This is a genomic window from Streptomyces sp. L-9-10 (genome assembly GCF_004151105.1).
Lineage (GTDB): Bacteria > Actinomycetota > Actinomycetes > Streptomycetales > Streptomycetaceae > Streptomyces.
Genome location: NZ_PHRF01000048.1, coordinates 163,615 through 179,513, shown reverse-complemented (window position 1 = coordinate 179,513; position 15,899 = coordinate 163,615). Strand labels below are relative to the sequence as shown.

Genomic DNA, 15,899 nt, shown 5'->3' with positions numbered 1-15,899 from the left:
CCGCGCATCCGCCGAGTCGGTGCCCACCCCGCCGGTGGCCGACGCGGACGGGGTGGACAGGCAGGTGGACAGGCAGGTGGACAGGCAGGTGGACAGGCAGGTGGACAGGCAGGTCCTACGGACCCGTCCAGCGGAAGCGCTACGCGGCCAGCAGGTCGCGGATCTCCTTCAGCTGGCCTTCGCGCAGCGGCCCGTACGCGAGAGCGCCGGCGTTCTCCTCGGCCTGGGCGACCGAGCGGAAGCCCGGAATCGGCACCGTACGCGGGCTGCGCGCCCACAGCCAGGCCAGCGCGCCCTGCGCGAGCGTGCGGCCGTCGCTGGTGAGGACGTCCCGTACGGACTCGACGCGCGCCGCCCACTCGGGCACCGGCACCCCGCCCTCCCCGAACCACCGCAGCCAGGCGGGCGGTACGGCACGGATGTCCCGCCCGCCGCCGGTCACACCCCGGCCCCCGCTCCCGGTCCCTGACCTCCCGCCCAGCAGCCCCATCGCGAGCGGACTGCGGTTGACGCTCGCGAGGTCGCGCTCCGCGCACAGCGCGAGCATCTCCGGCGCGTCCTGGAGCACATTGCACGCGTGCTGCACGGCCGCGCAGTGCGCGCCTTGCGCGAAGAGCGCGGCGCGCTCCGGGTCGTCGGTGCTCCAGGCGTACGCGCGGATCAGCCCCTCGCGTACGAACTCCTCGCAGAGGTCGCGGAGTTCGGCCGCCCGGTCGGGCGCCGCGTCGGACAGATGCAGTTGGTAGAGGTCGATGTGATCGGTGTCGAGCCGGCGCAGCGACGCGGTGAGCGCGCGCCGCGCGTACGCGGGCGTGTCATCGGCGCCCGTGAGGGTCTTGGTCGTCTCGTCGCACACGTTCCCCCACTTGGTGGCGATGACGACCTCGTCCCGCCGCCCCCGCACCGCGCGCCCGAGCACCCGCTCGCTGTGGCCGGCGCCGTACGCGTCGGCCGTGTCGAAGAAGGTGACCCCCAGCTCGACGGCCCGCCGGATCGCGGCCACGGACTCTTCGTCGTCGACCGCGCCCCAGCCGAGCGGACGACCGGCGGTGTCCTGCCACTCACCGCCGATCGCCCAGCACCCGAAGCCGAGCGCGCCGACGGTGATCCCGCTGCGCCCCAGTGTTCTGCCGGCCAGTGTTCTGCTCTCCATGGAATCCATGGGGGAACGCTAGGAGTTGGAGCGCACACGAGGACAAGCGGTGCCGCACGACGGGCCGACACCCTCCCCCGCCCCCCGGCGGCACCCGGCGACGCCCCCGGCATCATCCGAAGAACCGGCGCAGCAGCCAGTCCGGCATCACGTCCGCCTCCCGGATGGGCGGACCGAACTCGAACCCGTGCCGTCCCGCGTGCCCCTCCGGAAGACAGCAGCTCTCCTCCGACACGTTCCCGGCCAGGAACTTCTCCGGGCACGACTCCAGCCGTAGCAGTTCCCGCTCCGGCCCGTACTCCTCCGTGTCCGGCCACCGGGCCCACATGACCCACGGAGCCACCGTCTCCGTGCCGCGCACGCACTGCGCGATCACATGATGCAACCCCTCATGCCCCGCCTCCAGCGCGCACCAGAGCAGACGCTCCGACCGGAACCCGCCCTCAAGCCTGTCGAGCGCGGCCATCTCCTCGTCGAGGAAGAGCACCCGCCCGGGACACGACACCTGATGAATCGACACAGCCGACCACCTCCGGTCCGCCAGTGTGCCGCCGCCCCCGGCCCTCGTCAGCGAATCGCCCCCACGTCACCCGTGAGCGCGGTCCATCGACCGTTTATCCGTGCCGACACCGGACCTCGCGGCGGACCGGTCCGGCTCAGGCGGCGCGCCCGAGCAGAATCGGGGCCGGTTCCGGACCAGCCTCTCTCAGCGGGAAGCCGTGCACCTCCAGGATCGTGCGGAGAGCCCGGTAGATGGCGCTTTGCTGGGTGGTCCGCACATCGCGGGGCACGGCCTGATCGACCGCGGGATGCTGCATCCACAGCACGGCCACGGTCCCGTCCGGCCGGGCCGAAAGCGCCGCACCCGCGTGCCCGACGCCGTGATTGTTCCGGTCCCAGGTCGACAGACCGGCCAGCAGGAGAGCCCTGATCACATCCCGCGCGAGACACCGCCGGGCGGCGGGGAAGCGCGTGTGGTCGACGACGCACCGCTCCATCGCGTACTCCACCTCGGCCTCGGACACATCCTGAATCTGGTCGCTCATCACTTCGCTCATGACGTCTGTCCTACGACGCCGGAGACGGCCTGTCCTCCGCCGGAGGGCTTCCGCCTGCCAGTCGGGTGACACGGTCCTACGCCGGCAGTAGTCCCGGCCGATTACCCGGCACTGCCGCCCTGCGGGACAACCGCCATGGCTTCGACCTCGATGAGGTATTCCGGCTGTGCGAGGACAAAAGGGCCCCTGACCTGCAATTTCGCTGGTCAGGAGTCCTTGGCGGCAGACGAGTCGGGCTGTACGCCGGGTTCTGTCGCCCGGTCGCCTCGCGGCGGCCGGGGAGACGGCCATCCATCTAGGACCGGCGTTGCCGCCGGTCTCGTGCGGTCTACCCGCGGACTCGGGCGGGCAGCCCTCGGTCGTCCGCGCAGGGTCATCAGCCGATGGCCCCTCTTGACCTTGCTCCGGGTGGGGTTTACCTAGCCGCCTGAGTCGCCTCAGGCGCTGGTGGTCTCTTACACCACCGTTTCACCCTTACCCGGCGCCGAAGCGCCGGGCGGTCTGTTTTCTGTGGCACTGTCCCGCGAGTCACCCCGGGTGGCCGTTAGCCACCACCCTGCCCTGTGGAGCCCGGACGTTCCTCGGCAAGATCGAAGATCTTGACGCGGCCGTCCGCCCGGCTCGTCTGCCGTGTCGGCCATGTTACCCGGCGGGAGGGGGGCCCGGCGCCGGAGGACGGGGCTTGACCTTGCCGCTACGTCAGGGTTTCTACTGGGGCCATGCGGATCGCGGAGATCGCCGCCCTCGTCGGAGTCACCACACGAGCGGTACGGCACTACCACCACCTGGGCCTGCTGCCCGAACCCGCCCGGCGGACCAATGGCTACCGTGACTACTCGGTGCGGGACGCCGTCCTGCTCGCCCGGATCAGGCGGCTGACCGAGCTGGGGCTCGCCCTGGACGAGGTGCGGGACGTGATCTCCGACGACGCCGGGCGCGAACTCACCGAGGTGCTCGGCGAGCTGGACGCCGATCTCGCGCGGCAGGAGGCCGGGATCCGGGTGCGGCGCGCCAGGCTCGCCGAGCTGATGGAGAGCCCGCCGTCCGCCGAGGGGCCGGTGTCGCCCGCGCTGGCGCGGCTGCTGAGCGCCGCTCCGGCGACCGACTCCCCCATGGGCACCAAGGATCGCGAACTGCTGGTCCTGTACGACACCGCCCTGGGCAGCGAACAGTTCTACGAGGCGCTGCGCCCTCTCGCGGAGAGCCCGGAGCTGCTCGGTCTCTACCGTCAGCTGGACGAACTCGCCGACGCGGCGCCCGACGACCCCCGGATCGCGCCCCTCGCCGACGCCTTCGTCGCCGCCATCCCGGACGAGGTGCTGGCCGCGATCCCGAAGGCGACGGGGCAGCCCGTCGTCGCCGGGTTCGGGGAAGCCCTGCTCGCCGACTTCCCACCGGCCCAGGCCGAGTGCGCCCGTCTGGTCATGGAGGCGCTGGCGACGCGGACGCCGGCAGCGGAAGGGGGACCGTCGTGAAGTGGCTCGTGTCGCTCGCCTCGGCGGTCCGTGCCGGTGTACCCGAGCCCGTACGACGGCTGGTCGCGCATGAGATGCGGGCCTTCGGCAGTCTCGGGCGGTGGGTCGCGCGCCGTACGCACGGGGTGCGGGAGGGCGATCACGCCGCTGCGTACACCGGCCCGCAGACGGCGATGATGTACGGCCTGCTCTTCGTCGCCGTCGTCGAGACGGTGGCACTGGCCGTGCTGATCCCCTGGCCGGTGGTGCACCGGATCGCGCTGGTGCTGGACGTCTACGCGGTGGTGATGGTGCTGGGGTTGCACGCGGGCTGTGTGACGCGGCCCCATGTGGTGGGCGCGGACGGGTCGTTGAAGATCCGGTACGGCTCGCTCTTCGATCTCTCCGTCGAGGCGGAGCGGATCGCTTCCGTCCATGTCGACCGGCGCTACCCGCAGAGCGGCGGCCTGATCGAGTTCGACCCGGCGGACGGCGGAGTCCTCGATCTCGCCGTGGGCGGCCAGACGACCGTACGGGTGGAGCTGACCGCGCCCGTCACGTTCGTACGGCCCCTCGGGCGGCGCGGGCGGGCCCGAGTGGTCCGTTTTCACGCGGACGGTCCCGCCGAGCTGGTCAGGGCGCTCGATCAGGCACTCACGCGGGCGCGAACAGCACCTTCGCCAGCCCCGGATCAGCCTGGGTGAGCCGTACCCGCAGCCGCTCCCCCAGCGGGAGTGGTGTGGCGCCGCCCTCGATACGGGCGATCACGGCGGGGTCCTCCAGATGGACCGTGCCGACGGCCGGATCGCGCTCCCGCACATCGACCACGTACCCGTCGAAGATCTCGCCGACCCGCCCCCTGAGCAGCGCCGCCTCGACGATGTCGACGCACTCGCGCTCCACCGTATTGGCCCGTTCCGCGCCCGCGGCCATCTCCTTGGGCAGCGTGTCCAGGGCCGCGAGCACCCATTCCGGCGGGTCCTGGCCCGCCACCGCGCTCAGACAGATCTCCCCCGCGTACCGGTCGACGAGCCGCCGCAGCGGGGCCGTGCAGTGGGTGTACGGGGCGGCGACGGCCGCGTGGACGGCGGGCTGAGGGGTCCGGCCATCGGTGAACACGGTGTAGCCCGCGCCGCGCAGCAGCGCCGTGCACTCCTGGAGGAAGGCGGCGTGGCGGGCGTTGTGGGGGTCGAGGGAGCGGAGGGTCTCGGCGTACGCGACGTGGTGCGGCCAGTCGATGCCCAGTGCCTTCGCCGAGCGGCGGAGCCGGCCGACCGCGCCGTCCGGGGCGCTGGGCAGCGTACGGAGGATGCCGGTGCCGGCCGTCAGCATCAGCCGGGCGGCGACCATGCCGGTGAGCAGGGAGATCTGGGCGTTCCAGCCCTCGACGGGGAGCGGGGCGCGGTACGCGACGGTGTACGAGACGCCGCCGGACCGGCCGCCGGGCGCACTGCCGGACCGGTCACCGGACACACTGCCGGACCGGCCGCCCGGCGCATCGCCGGACACACTGCCCGGTCGCGGTGGGCACTCCACGATCTCCTGCTCGGGGACGCTGAGGGAGATCCCACCGCGCTCCCGTTCCAGCCGTTCGCGCAGCAGCCCGATCTCCTTCAGCAGAGCGAGGGATTCCGGGGCCGTCCCCGCGTCGATCTCCCGCTGCGCACCCGCGTAGTCGAGCCTCGCCCTGCTCCGTACGAGCGCCCTGCGGACCTCGGCCGAGACGGTCCGGCCCTCCGCGTCCAGGTCGATCTGCCAGAGCAGGGCCGGCCTGGTCCGGTCCGGCAGCAGACCGGCCGCGTCCTCGGAGAGGACTGCGGGGTACAGCGGCACCCCGCCGTCGGGGAAGTAGAGGGTCTGTACGCGACGGTGGGCCTCGGCGTCGAGCGTGCCGCCCGGGGTCACGAACGCGGCGACATCGGCGATCGCGTACCGGACCCGGAAGCCGCCGCCCGCGCGCCGGGCCAGTTCCATCGCCTGGTCGAGGTCGGGGGCGCCGGGCGGGTCGATGGTGAACAGCTCGACGGCGGTGGCGTCGTGGCCCGCGAGCCAGCCGTCGTCCGGCGGCCGTGGGGCCCGTACGACCCGCTCCGTCTCGGCGCGGACGGCGGCCGAGAACGCCCCGGGCACGTCGAGCGCCGTACGCAGCTCGCCCAGGGCGGCCCGCAGCGGGGCGTCGGCCGCGCCGGCCGTGTGCAGATGACAGCGGGGCATGAATCGAGCCTATGGCGGACGGAAGCGGGCGGCGCGGCGAGCGAAAGCCCCCTGCGCCCCACGCGCCCTGTACGGCTCGTGCGGCGACCCGGGCAGCGGGCCGACGGCGACCCGGGCAGCGGCGGCGGCGACCCGGGCAGCGGCGGCGGCGACCCGAGCAGCGGGCCGGCAGCCGCTCGGGCGGCGGCCCGGCGTGGGCCGCCCGTCGCCTACGCTGGCGCGGGGGCCGCATCCCCTTGTCCCGCATCCCCTTTGCCCCACGCCCCCTTGTCCCGTACGTCGTCCGAGGAGAACCACCGTGCTCGTGCTGTTGCCGCCGTCGGAAGGAAAGGCCGCTTCCGGGCGCGGCGCTCCGCTGAAGCCGGAGTCCCTCTCCCTGCCGGGACTGACCGCGGCCAGGGTCGCCGTACTGGACGAACTCGTCGGGTTGTGCGCCGCCGACGAGGAGAAGGCGCGCGACGTGCTCGGTCTCAGCGAGGGGCTGCGCGGCGAGATCGCGAAGAACGTGGAGCTGCGTACGGCGGGCACCCGCCCGGCCGGGGAGATCTACACCGGCGTGCTGTACGACGCACTGGATCTGGCCACGCTCGACACCGCGGCCCGGCGGCGGGCGGCGAAGTCGCTGCTGGTCTTCTCGGGGCTGTGGGGCGCGGTACGGATGGGCGACCGGATCCCCCCGTACCGCTGCTCGATGGGCGTCAAGCTGCCGGGGCTCGGCGCGCTGGGCGCGTACTGGCGCGGGCCGATGGAGTCCGTCCTGCCGGAGGTGGCGGGCGGCGGGACCGTGCTCGATCTGCGGTCGTCGGCGTATGCCGCCGCGTGGAGGCCGAAGGGCGAACTGGCCGGACGTACGGCGACGGTGCGGGTGCTGCACGCACAGACCGATCCGGTCACCGGCGCGGAGAAGCGGTCCGTGGTCAGCCACTTCAACAAGGCGACGAAGGGCCGGCTGGTGCGGGATCTGCTGACGGCGGGCGCCCGGCCGAAGGGCCCCGCCGAGCTGGTGGAGACGCTGCGGGAGCTGGGGTACGTGGTGGAGGCGACCGCTCCGGGGAAGGCGGGGCGTACGTGGGCGCTGGACGTGGTGGTCACGGAGATCCACTGAGCCCGCACCGGCCCGCACCCCTGACGCGTTGCACCCTGCGCAACGGTCATTGCGTGGAATGGTATGGGCGCGGCAGGATGTGGCCATGACCTCCGCGCCCGTGGCTTCCGTGCTGGACCTCGCCCCCGTCATCCCTGTCGTCGTCCTCGACGATGCCGCCGACGCCGTACCTCTCGCCCGCGCCCTCGTCGCGGGCGGACTGCCCGCGATCGAGGTGACGCTGCGGACGCCGGCCGCGTTGGCGGCGATCCGCGCGATCGCGGCGGAGGTGCCGGACGCGGTGGTCGGCGCGGGCACGGTCATCACGGCCGACGCCGTGGCCGGCTCGGTGCGGGCGGGCGCGCGCTTTCTGGTCAGCCCCGGGTGGACGGACACGCTGCTGGCCGCGATGCGGGACTCGGATGTGCCGTTCCTGCCGGGGGTGTCGACCACCTCCGAGGTCGTGGCGCTGCTGGAGCGCGGGGTGACGGAGATGAAGTTCTTCCCTGCGGAGGCCGCGGGCGGCACGGCCTACCTCAAGTCCCTGGCCGGTCCGCTCCCGGGGGCCCGGTTCTGCCCCACGGGCGGCATCACGGCGGAGAAGGCACCGTCGTATCTCGCCCTGCCGAACGTCGGCTGCGTCGGCGGCACATGGATGCTCCCGGCGGACGCGCTGGCGGCCAAGGACTGGGACCGGGTCGAGTCACTGGCCCGCGAGGCGTCGACACTGCGCGAGACGCGCCGCTCCTGAGCCGGCCGGACCGGGGAAACGCCTGCCAGCCGGCCGGTGCCGCGCCCGCTCGCCCGGGGGACCACCACGACAGGGCCTACGCCCGGCTGAGACGGGAGAGCAGTCCCCGGTGCGCCCATCCCGTCCGGCGCAGCCCCGTCCACACGCAGCAGGCGGCCAGGCCGAGCGCGAGCGCGGTCGCACCGAGCGCGGACGGGACGGCGTCCAGCACGGCGATGCCGAGCACCACCACGACGACTCCGTCGAACTGCCACGCCACAATGCGCAGCCCGGAGAGGTCGCCGAGTGGCGTGATGACCGGGAGAAGCAGTTCGAGCGGCAGGTGCAGCTTCATCTCACGCAGGAACCTGGCACCGAGCACCAGCACCACCGACCCCGCGAGGAGCAGGACCGTGTCCACCGGGCGTCCGCTGTGCGGCGGCCACCGGGTGATGATCGCGAGGCCGCCTCCCAGGCACGCTCCGACCGTTACGGCGACGACGGGCCAGGCCAGCGTGCGGGCGAGCGTCCCGCCCCACCACTCACCGAACAGCGGGGCCAGGGTCAGTTCGTCGCGCAGACCGCGCCATGTCTCGCTCACCCACCCGGATCCCAGGTACACACAGACCGCCCCGGCCACCCACCAGAACAACGCCGGACCGTCTTCCGGCCCGGCCGCCCCGAGCGACAGCACGGCGCCGCCGATCAGCAGGAGCGTCACGGCCGCGATCACGCGACCGGGCGTGCGAAGCGCCCGGATCGCCCCCTGGGCGAGGTATCCGCGAAGACGTCCGTCCGAACGGATCAGGGCCGAGGTGAGCCCGCGCGGCTCCGGCCGGTACAGGTCGAGCGCGTGGTGGAGCGTCCCCGTCCACGCGTACGCGTGGGCCTGGGAGGCGCGTGCCGACTCGCGCGCGAGTCTGGCGAGGTCGACCGTACGGATCGACCGGAAGGCCGCCCGTCCGAGGGCCGCGGCCGTGGCCGCCGGCACGCCCGCGACGAGCCACGGGCCGCCCCCGCCGGCCGAGGTCATCCGGCTGATCGCTGTCACGACGAGCGCCACGGCGCCCGCGGCGGAAGCGAGCACGAGATTGTCCGGCACCGCCCGGACCTGGCCCCACAGCCAGGCCACCGCGGCGACGGCACCGAGACCCACCACGACCGCGAGACCCCGCAGCGCGGTGTCGGGGTGATCGAACAGGTCGGTCGTGAGGTACGCCGCCGCGCACGCCGACAGCAGCGTGGCCGTGCTCGCGTACAGCAGTCGGCGCCGGGCGATCGTGCCGAGGTAGTACGCCGGGGAGAGGTCCGTCGACAGGAACACGTGCAGCAGGAACGGCTGGATCACCAGCGGTCCCCAGAACCGGCCGGCGAGTTGGGCACCCCAGCACACCGCGACCGCGAGCGCGCAGGCCACGGGCGTCGCCCCGGCGAGAGACCCCACGGAGACCAGCGCCGGCGAGGTGCTCGCGGCGTGGAAGGCCGGCACCAGGTAGAAGACGGCGAACAGCACGACGAGATAGGCGGCGTACGCACGGCCACGCACCGTGGCACGGCCGCCGCGGCGGGCGTACCGCTGCCGTACGGCGTGGACGCGGGTTCCGGCATCGGAGCCGGATGCCGCGATGCCGTGCGCCGTCATCCCAGCTCCACGCGGCCGTCGCAGACGTCCACCAGAGCGGCCTCGTGGGTGGCGACCAGGAACGCCGTGCCCTCCTTCGCCCGCTCGGTGAGCAGTGTGGCCACCAGATCGACGCGGCGGCTGTCGAGGTGCCGCTCGGGCTCGTCGAGCAGGACGACGTCGGCGGGACGCACGAGGGTCAGCGCGAGGCTGAAGAGCTGCGACTGTCCGGACGGGACCTGATGGGGAAACCGTTCACCCAGTGAGGACAATCCCAGCCGCCCGATGACCTGTTCGGCGCGTTCGCCGGTTTCCGGGGCATTGCCGTACCAGGAGGCGGCGACCAGTGTCACCTGCTCGCGCAGCGTCATGTCACGGGCGACGGGGATCTGTTCGACGAGCGACGCCACGAGACGTCGGTGCGGAGGTCTTGCCATGTCGGCGGGTTCGCCCCTGACCGAACACGAACCGGCCGTCAGACTCCGGCTGCCCAGGAAGGCGCGCAGGAGCGTGGTCTTCCCCGAGCCGTTGCCGCCGGTGACACACCGGAACTCGCCCGGCATGACCGTGAACGTCGTGGGCGCGAGCCGTGTCGTGTCACCCAGTACGACCGTCGCACCGTCCGCCGCGATGACAGGAACTCCGGTCACGTCCGCTCCAGTTCCCCCATGTAACTCCCGTGAGCGTAACTCCCGTGGGCGTGCGCCGCGATCCTCGCCCACGGCGTCAGCGCAGATGCGAGGTGTCGTTCAGGAGCCGCACCGACGCGTTGCCGTCGGCGTAGTACGCCACCGCCGACAGCGACGCCGCCGACAGCTCCATCCGGAACAGGGACTCCGGAGGTGCGCCGAGAGCCAGCCGTACCAGGGTCTTCACCGGGGTGACATGCGTGACCACCAGCACCGTTCTGCCCCGGTACCGCTCCAGCAGCACGTCGCGGACGGCCGCCACGCGCCGTCCCACGGCCGCGAAGCTCTCGCCACCGCCGGTCGGCGCGACATCGGGTGAGGCGAGCCAGGCGCTCAGATCGTCGGCGTACCGCTCCCGTACCTCCGCGAACGTCAGCCCCTCCCAGGCGCCGAAGTCCGTCTCGCGCAGGCCCTCTTCGACGGTGACCTCAAGACCGAGCCGGGACGCCACGGCCCCCGCCGTCTCGCGGCAGCGCCTGAGCGGTGAGGAGACGATCTCCTGGATGGTGCCGCGCGCGGCCAGCGACGCGGCGACGGCCTCGGCCTGTCGGCGGCCGGCCGCCGACAGCTCCGGGTCGCTGCCGCCGCTGCCCGAGAAGCGCTTCTCGGGGGTGAGCGCGGTCTCGCCGTGCCGCAGCAGGACGAAGGTGACGGGGGCGCCGAGGTCGGCGGAGGATCCCCAGCCCACGGACGCGGTACCCGAAGACGCGGCGGAACCGGAAGGCGCGGAGGAGGGGGTGGGCGCGGATGGGGTGGTCGCAGAGGGGGCGGGCGCGGAGGAGGCGGGCGCGGAAGACGTCGGCGTTTCCGTCCGCTCCGCCTCCGACCGCTCCGTCCGTGCCGCCCGCCCCACGGCCTCGTTCGCTCCCGGCTCCGTCATCGCCGCCGCCCGCGCCGCGCTCGCGTCCAGCGCCGCCGTGGACGCCGACGCGTCCCACTGGCCGCCGTCCCTGCCCGCGTCCATCGCCTCGTTGGCCAGCCGGTCCGCGTGCTTGTTGCGCTCGCGCGGGATCCACTCGAAGGTGACCTGTCCCGCGGGGAAGATCCGCGCCGCCTCGGCCGCCAGCGGCCTCATGTCCGGGTGCTTGATCTGCCAGCGCCCCGACATCTGCTCGACGACGAGCTTGGAGTCCATCCGGACCCGGACGGCGGCGGCCGGGTCCAGCGCCTTGGCGGCCTTGAGTCCGGCGATCAGGCCCTTGTACTCGGCGACGTTGTTCGTCGCGACACCGATGTACTCGGCGGCCTCGGCGAGCGGTTCACCGGTCGGGCCGTCGAGGACGACCGCGCCGTACCCGGCGGGCCCCGGGTTGCCCCGGGAGCCGCCGTCCGCCTCGACGATCAACTGCCGCATCACAGACCCGAATCGGCGGTACGCACCAGAATCCGGCGGCAGTTCTCGCACCGCAGCACGGCGTCGGCGGCGGCCGCCTTGACCTCGTTGACCTCAGTGATGTTCAGCTCCAGCTGGCAGCCCTCGCAGCGGCGCCGGAACAGCCGCGCCGCGCCGACCCCGCCCTGCTGGACGCGCAGCTTCTCGTACAGCTTGAGCAGGTCGGCCGGTACGGAGGCGGCGACGACCTCGCGCTCCTTCGTCACCGTCGCGGCCTCGCGGTCGAACTCCGCGAGGGCGGCGTCCCGGCGCGCGGCGGCGTCCTCGGTCTTGGCCTCCACGGAGGAGACACGTCCCGTCAGTTCGGCGACCCGCTCCTGCGCGGACTCGCGGCGCTCCATGACCTCGAGGACGACGTCCTCCAGATCCCCCTGCCGCTTGGCGAGGGAGACGATCTCGCGCTGGAGGCTCTCCAGGTCCTTGGGCGAGGTGACCGCACCGGAGTCCAGGCGCTGCTGGTCGCGCACGGCGCGCTGGCGCACCTGGTCGACGTCCTGCTCGGCCTTGGTCTGCTCGCGGGCGGTGTCGCTCTCCTCGGTCGTCGAGGCGACGAGCAGGTCGCGCAGTTGGGCGAGGTCCTTGGTGAGCGACTCGATCTCGGCGTGCTCGGACAGCGCGGTGCGCTTGTGGGCGAGCTGCGACAGTCGTACGTCGAGGGCCTGGACGTCGAGGAGTCGGATCTGGTCGGCGGGCGCGGCGTTCAGTTGGGGGCTCCTGAGGAGTCGGAGGAGTGGTGGGCTGACCAGGGGTCGGTGACCGTCTTCGAGACATGGACCCGCAGGTCCCAGCCATGACGGTCGGAGATCTCGTCGAGCTGGGCGGCGGCCTGCTCGCACCAGGGCCATTCGGTGGCCCAGTGCGCGGCGTCGACCAGCCCGAGGGCGCTGTGCTGAGTGGCCTCGGAGACCGGGTGGTGGCGCAGGTCGGCGGTGAGGAACGCGTCCACACCCGCCGCTCTGACCTGGTCGAAGAGGCTGTCGCCCGAGCCGCCGCTGACGGCGACCGTACGGACGGGCGCGTCCGGGTCACCCGCGATCCGGATGCCCTGGGCGGTGCCGGGCAGCCGGTGCGCGACGCGTGCGGCGAAGTCGCGGAGGGTCGCGGGGCGGTCCAGCTCGCAGATCCTGCCGAGGCCGCGCCGTCCGGCGGGGTCCGTGGGATCGGGTACGAGGGGCCGTACGACCCGCAGGTCGAGCGCGCCGGCGAGGGCGTCGGAGACACCGGGGTCGGCGGTGTCGGCGTTGGTGTGCGCGACATGCAGCGCGATGTCGTGCTTGATGAGGGTGTGCACGACGCGCCCCTTGAACGTGGAGGCCGCGACCGTCGTCGTACCGCGCAGATAGAGCGGGTGGTGGGTGACGATCAGCTCGGCGCCGAGCCGTACCGCTTCGTCGGCGATCTCCTGGACGGGGTCGACCGCGAACAGGACCCGGGTGACCGTGGCGCCGGGGTCACCGCAGACGGTGCCGACGGCGTCCCACTGCTCGGCCCGCTCGGGCGGCCAGAGGGCGTCGAGCGCGGCGAGGACATCCGCCAGACGGGGCGCGGAGGGAGCGTCTGCGGGGACGGCTGAGGGGACAGGGGGCACGGTGCAAAGGCTACCTGCCCCAGGTGTCCCACCCACCATGCCTGTGGACAACGCCGGACAGGCGCGGGGCGGGGGCGGCGCGGGGACCGGACGGGGGCGGCGCGGGGGCCCTGGCGGGAGCGACCCCGCCCGGCCCCCGCCCAACCCCCACCCGGTCCGTGTCCGGCGCGTGGCACCGGATCGCCGCGACGGGGCCCCTACTTGACGAGGTAGCCGCGCAGGTCGTCGAGGACCTGGCCGGCCGCCGTAACGCCCAGGCCCAGGTACCAGGTCTCGTCCTTGACGTCCTTGGCCCGGCCCGCCTCGACCGCCTTCAGGTTCTTCCACAGCGGGTTGGAGCGCGCGGTGTCCCGCTGGGTCTTCTCCGGGTCGCCGTACACGCCCGTGAAGATCCAGTCGGCGTCCGCGTCGTCGATCTTCTCCGGGCTGATCTCGACGGCCAGATCGTGGATCCGCTGGTTCTCCGGCCGCGGCAGACCGATGTCGTCGAGGATCGTGCCGATGAAGGACGCCTTCGCGTACAGCCGCAGCCGGTCCGGCATGTAGCGGACCATCGAGACGGTCGGCTTGTCGGGGCCGATCTCCGTGCCGAGGGCGGTCGCCTTCTTCTCGTACGCGGCGAGTGCGGCCTTCGCCTCCGCGGTGCGGTCCAGCGCCTGGGCGTTGAGGAGGTAGTTCTCCTTCCAGGTGAAGCCGGGGCGGATGGAGAAGACCGTCGGGGCTATCTCCGCGAGCGCCTTGTACTTGTCGGCGGCGCGCAGCTGGCTGCCCAGGATGAGGTCGGGCTTCAGCCCGGCGATCGCCTCCAGGTTCAGGTTGTTGATCGTGCCGACGTTCGCGGGGCTGCCCGCGCCCTTCCGCAGATAGCTGGGGATGCCCTCGTCGCCCTCGGTCGGCGCGTACCCGACGGGCTTCAGGCCGAGGGAGACGACGTTGTCGAACTCGCCGACGTCCAGGACGACGACCCGCTCGGGGCGCTTCTTCAGCTCCGTCGTGCCCATGGCGTGGGTGATCGTGCGCGGGAACTGCCCCGGCTTCGCGTCGGTCCCGTAGCCGGCCGTCTTCTTGGCCGCGGCGGCGAAGTCCTTGCCGCCCGTGGCGACGGCGGCCTTCTTGTCGCCTCCGTCCGACGCGCCGGAGCCACTGTCGGAGGAGTCGCCGCTGCCGCAGGCCGCGAGGGAGAGCGCGGCGGCGAGAGCGACGACGGCGGCTGTGCCACGGCGTCTTATGGACATCTTGATGCTCCTGGGGGCGGTGCTCGGTGAGATACAGACGGGTTCGAACGCGATGGGTAAGGCGTGCCTTACCTTAAGCACCGCCGTCCCCGGGCAGCACACCCACCCCCGCGCTTTCAGTGGAATCGCGCGATGGCCACCCTTATGTGTGAAGTGCGAGGTCTCGCATTGTTCGGCAGGAAGTACGAAAACTAACTTCTTCGCCGGAGGTGACAGACCGATGACGGCCTGTGCTATCGAGACGGCTACTACGGCGACCGCGGCTCCTACGGCTCCCGAGGGCGGAAGCGGAACGGACGGAGCGGACGGGACGGGGCCGAGCGGCCCGGGAGGCTCCGGGGGTCCTGGCGGCCCGGGAGGTCCCGGCGGCCCTGAAGGTCCCGGCGGTCCGGGAGGCCCGGGAGGCCCGAGCGGAGGGGGCGGCCCGGGAGTCCCGCGCCCGGCGGTACGTCAACCGGAGTTCGCGATCACGGCGGACGGCGCCTACGCGGCGCGGCTGACCCTCGGCGCGCCCCGACAGGGCGGCCCGGCCGCTCAGGGCGACGCGTGGTTCCCGGAGCGGTGGACCCTCGACGGACCCGAGCCGTACGCCGTGCCCCTCCCCCTCGACCAGCCCGAGGAGCCCGACACCGAGGTGCTGCCACTGGCCGACGGCAGGGTGCTCATCCGCCGGCTGGTCGCGGACCGGCACGACTTCTCGCTGCTCTACCCCACCGGCCCCGGTACGGGCCAGCTGCCGGTCGGCGCGGTCGGCCGCACGGACGAGCACGCCGGGCTGACCCTGCTCCCGCCGTCGCCGGACGGCCGCTGCGCGTACGCCCTGTCGGCCGGACCGCGCGGCACGACGGTCTGGCTCGTGGCGGGCGGCGCGTTCGGCCCCGAACGGGTCGCCGAGGTGCCCGGCCGCTGCTCGGGCGGTGTCTGGCTGGACCGTACGGGCCGGATACTGGCCCTCGACCGGGAGACGGACGGCGTGGTGAAGGCCGTCGCCGTCGATCTGGGGCGGGGCGGCGAGGTGTCGCCGCTGCTCCAGATCACCGAGGAGAGCAATGACCGGCTGCTGCTGGCGGACGCCGACAGCGGACTGCTGCTGATCCGCTCGGACGCGGCGGGCCACGACCGGCTGGGGTGGGGCGTCCTGGGCAGCCGGCGGCCGGTGCGGTTCCCCGAGTGCCTGCGGCCGGCGGACTGCGCGGTGACGCCGTTCGCCGTACAGCCGGGGCAGGTGCTGATGCCGGAGAGCTGCGCGGTGGCGCTGCGGATCGACGGCGCGGCGGGCAGCTGGCTCGGGGTGTGGCGGCCGGCGGGCCGACGGCTGCATCAACGCCGGGCGCCCGAGGGATGGTTGCCCGGATCCGGGGTGTGGACCAAGGACGCCGTCCTCCAACTTCCGTACGCCACAAGGGCGGTGCCGTGCGGGGTGGCACGCCTCGGCGCCCCCGCCGATGTGCTGCTCCCCGTACCGGACGGCCCCCAGGATCCGGATCCTGAAGTGCTCACTGAAGTGATCACAGAACCGGCACAAGCGGAATCGCCGGACGGGGAACCGCCCAACGCCCCCCGCACTCCTGTGATGTGCAGGCCGGTGCCGCTCCAGCAGGCTCCCCTCACCGGCCGTGTGGCACCTGGATAGACTTCCGGCCGGGGCTTCGCGGCCGTACCGACCGGATGTGTCGGTGA

The 15,899-nt window shown here is 73.2% G+C and carries 15 protein-coding genes and 1 other RNA gene; 5 read left to right on the top strand and 11 right to left on the bottom strand.

Annotated elements, in window-relative coordinates; all coding sequences use genetic code 11:
* Positions 1–139: 139 nt before the first annotated feature.
* From CU044_RS13405 to rnpB, 4 genes are all read right to left on the bottom strand, one after another.
* On the bottom strand, positions 140–1,153 hold the full coding sequence (locus tag CU044_RS13405; protein WP_129768807.1) for an aldo/keto reductase: 1,014 nt from the start codon (positions 1,151–1,153) through the stop codon (positions 140–142).
* Positions 1,154–1,265: 112 nt separating this feature from the next.
* Positions 1,266–1,673 carry a hypothetical protein gene (locus tag CU044_RS13400; protein WP_129768766.1) on the bottom strand — a complete coding sequence of 136 codons (408 nt, stop codon included), beginning with the start codon at positions 1,671–1,673 and terminating at the stop codon, positions 1,266–1,268.
* 136 nt (positions 1,674–1,809) lie between these two features.
* Positions 1,810–2,211: a hypothetical protein gene (locus CU044_RS13395; RefSeq protein ID WP_205124070.1), complete on the bottom strand. Its 402-nt coding sequence runs from the start codon at positions 2,209–2,211 to the stop codon at positions 1,810–1,812.
* A gap of 223 nt (positions 2,212–2,434) precedes the next feature.
* An RNA gene (gene rnpB, locus CU044_RS13390) (RNase P RNA component class A) lies at positions 2,435–2,835 on the bottom strand.
* 95 nt (positions 2,836–2,930) lie between these two features.
* Here rnpB and CU044_RS13385 point away from each other — a divergent pair.
* Positions 2,931–3,686, top strand: coding sequence for a MerR family transcriptional regulator (locus CU044_RS13385; protein WP_129768764.1), 756 nt, complete (start codon positions 2,931–2,933; stop codon positions 3,684–3,686).
* On the top strand, positions 3,683–4,369 hold the full coding sequence (locus CU044_RS13380) for a hypothetical protein (RefSeq protein WP_240045553.1): 687 nt from the start codon (positions 3,683–3,685) through the stop codon (positions 4,367–4,369). Before CU044_RS13385 ends, CU044_RS13380 begins: the two co-directional genes overlap by 4 nt.
* On the opposite strand, the gene CU044_RS13375 is transcribed toward CU044_RS13380, so the two are convergent.
* On the bottom strand, positions 4,320–5,879 hold the full coding sequence (locus CU044_RS13375) for an RNB domain-containing ribonuclease (RefSeq protein ID WP_129768763.1): 1,560 nt from the start codon (positions 5,877–5,879) through the stop codon (positions 4,320–4,322). The genes CU044_RS13380 and CU044_RS13375 overlap by 50 nt on opposite strands.
* A gap of 298 nt (positions 5,880–6,177) precedes the next feature.
* Here CU044_RS13375 and yaaA point away from each other — a divergent pair, with 298 nt between their 5' ends.
* Together yaaA and eda are read left to right on the top strand one after the other, a co-directional pair.
* Positions 6,178–6,984, top strand: coding sequence for a peroxide stress protein YaaA (yaaA, locus tag CU044_RS13370; RefSeq protein WP_129768762.1), 807 nt, complete (start codon positions 6,178–6,180; stop codon positions 6,982–6,984).
* A gap of 85 nt (positions 6,985–7,069) precedes the next feature.
* Positions 7,070–7,714, top strand: coding sequence for a bifunctional 4-hydroxy-2-oxoglutarate aldolase/2-dehydro-3-deoxy-phosphogluconate aldolase (gene eda, locus CU044_RS13365; protein WP_129768761.1), 645 nt, complete (start codon positions 7,070–7,072; stop codon positions 7,712–7,714).
* A gap of 76 nt (positions 7,715–7,790) precedes the next feature.
* On the opposite strand, the gene CU044_RS13360 is transcribed toward eda, so the two are convergent.
* The 6 genes from CU044_RS13360 to CU044_RS13335 form a co-directional block, all read right to left on the bottom strand.
* Positions 7,791–9,335, bottom strand: coding sequence for a hypothetical protein (locus CU044_RS13360; RefSeq protein ID WP_129768760.1), 1,545 nt, complete (start codon positions 9,333–9,335; stop codon positions 7,791–7,793).
* Positions 9,332–9,964: an ATP-binding cassette domain-containing protein gene (locus CU044_RS13355; protein ID WP_129768759.1), complete on the bottom strand. Its 633-nt coding sequence runs from the start codon at positions 9,962–9,964 to the stop codon at positions 9,332–9,334. The genes CU044_RS13360 and CU044_RS13355 overlap by 4 nt, the downstream gene beginning before the upstream one ends.
* Positions 9,965–10,040: 76 nt before the next feature.
* Positions 10,041–11,357 carry a bifunctional RNase H/acid phosphatase gene (locus CU044_RS13350; RefSeq protein ID WP_129768758.1) on the bottom strand — a complete coding sequence of 439 codons (1,317 nt, stop codon included), beginning with the start codon at positions 11,355–11,357 and terminating at the stop codon, positions 10,041–10,043.
* A complete protein-coding gene (locus CU044_RS13345) occupies positions 11,357–12,100 on the bottom strand; it encodes a C4-type zinc ribbon domain-containing protein (RefSeq protein WP_193563960.1) in 744 nt (247 codons plus the stop codon). Before CU044_RS13345 ends, CU044_RS13350 begins: the two co-directional genes overlap by 1 nt.
* A complete protein-coding gene (locus CU044_RS13340) occupies positions 12,097–12,984 on the bottom strand; it encodes a Nif3-like dinuclear metal center hexameric protein (RefSeq protein WP_240045551.1) in 888 nt (295 codons plus the stop codon). The genes CU044_RS13345 and CU044_RS13340 overlap by 4 nt, the downstream gene beginning before the upstream one ends.
* A 197-nt stretch (positions 12,985–13,181) precedes the next feature.
* Complete coding sequence (locus tag CU044_RS13335) at positions 13,182–14,219, bottom strand: iron-siderophore ABC transporter substrate-binding protein (RefSeq protein ID WP_129768757.1); 1,038 nt, start codon at positions 14,217–14,219, stop codon at positions 13,182–13,184.
* A 220-nt stretch (positions 14,220–14,439) separates the two neighbouring features.
* Here CU044_RS13335 and CU044_RS13330 point away from each other — a divergent pair, with 220 nt between their 5' ends.
* Positions 14,440–15,852 (top strand): hypothetical protein, encoded by a 1,413-nt coding sequence (locus tag CU044_RS13330; RefSeq protein ID WP_129768756.1) that lies wholly within the window; start codon positions 14,440–14,442, stop codon positions 15,850–15,852.
* The last annotated feature ends 47 nt before the right edge of the window (positions 15,853–15,899 follow it).

Coding starts and splice junctions, on each gene's coding strand:
- CU044_RS13405 (WP_129768807.1), bottom strand. CDS start 1,153: ATGGAGAGCAGAACACTGGCCGGCAGAACACTGGGGCGCAGCGGGATC.
- CU044_RS13395 (WP_205124070.1), bottom strand. CDS start 2,211: ATGAGCGAAGTGATGAGCGACCAGATTCAGGATGTGTCCGAGGCCGAG.
- CU044_RS13385 (WP_129768764.1), top strand. CDS start 2,931: ATGCGGATCGCGGAGATCGCCGCCCTCGTCGGAGTCACCACACGAGCG.
- CU044_RS13375 (WP_129768763.1), bottom strand. CDS start 5,879: ATGCCCCGCTGTCATCTGCACACGGCCGGCGCGGCCGACGCCCCGCTG.
- eda (WP_129768761.1), top strand. CDS start 7,070: ATGACCTCCGCGCCCGTGGCTTCCGTGCTGGACCTCGCCCCCGTCATC.
- CU044_RS13360 (WP_129768760.1), bottom strand. CDS start 9,335: ATGACGGCGCACGGCATCGCGGCATCCGGCTCCGATGCCGGAACCCGC.
- CU044_RS13350 (WP_129768758.1), bottom strand. CDS start 11,357: ATGCGGCAGTTGATCGTCGAGGCGGACGGCGGCTCCCGGGGCAACCCG.
- CU044_RS13335 (WP_129768757.1), bottom strand. CDS start 14,219: ATGTCCATAAGACGCCGTGGCACAGCCGCCGTCGTCGCTCTCGCCGCC.
- CU044_RS13330 (WP_129768756.1), top strand. CDS start 14,440: ATGACGGCCTGTGCTATCGAGACGGCTACTACGGCGACCGCGGCTCCT.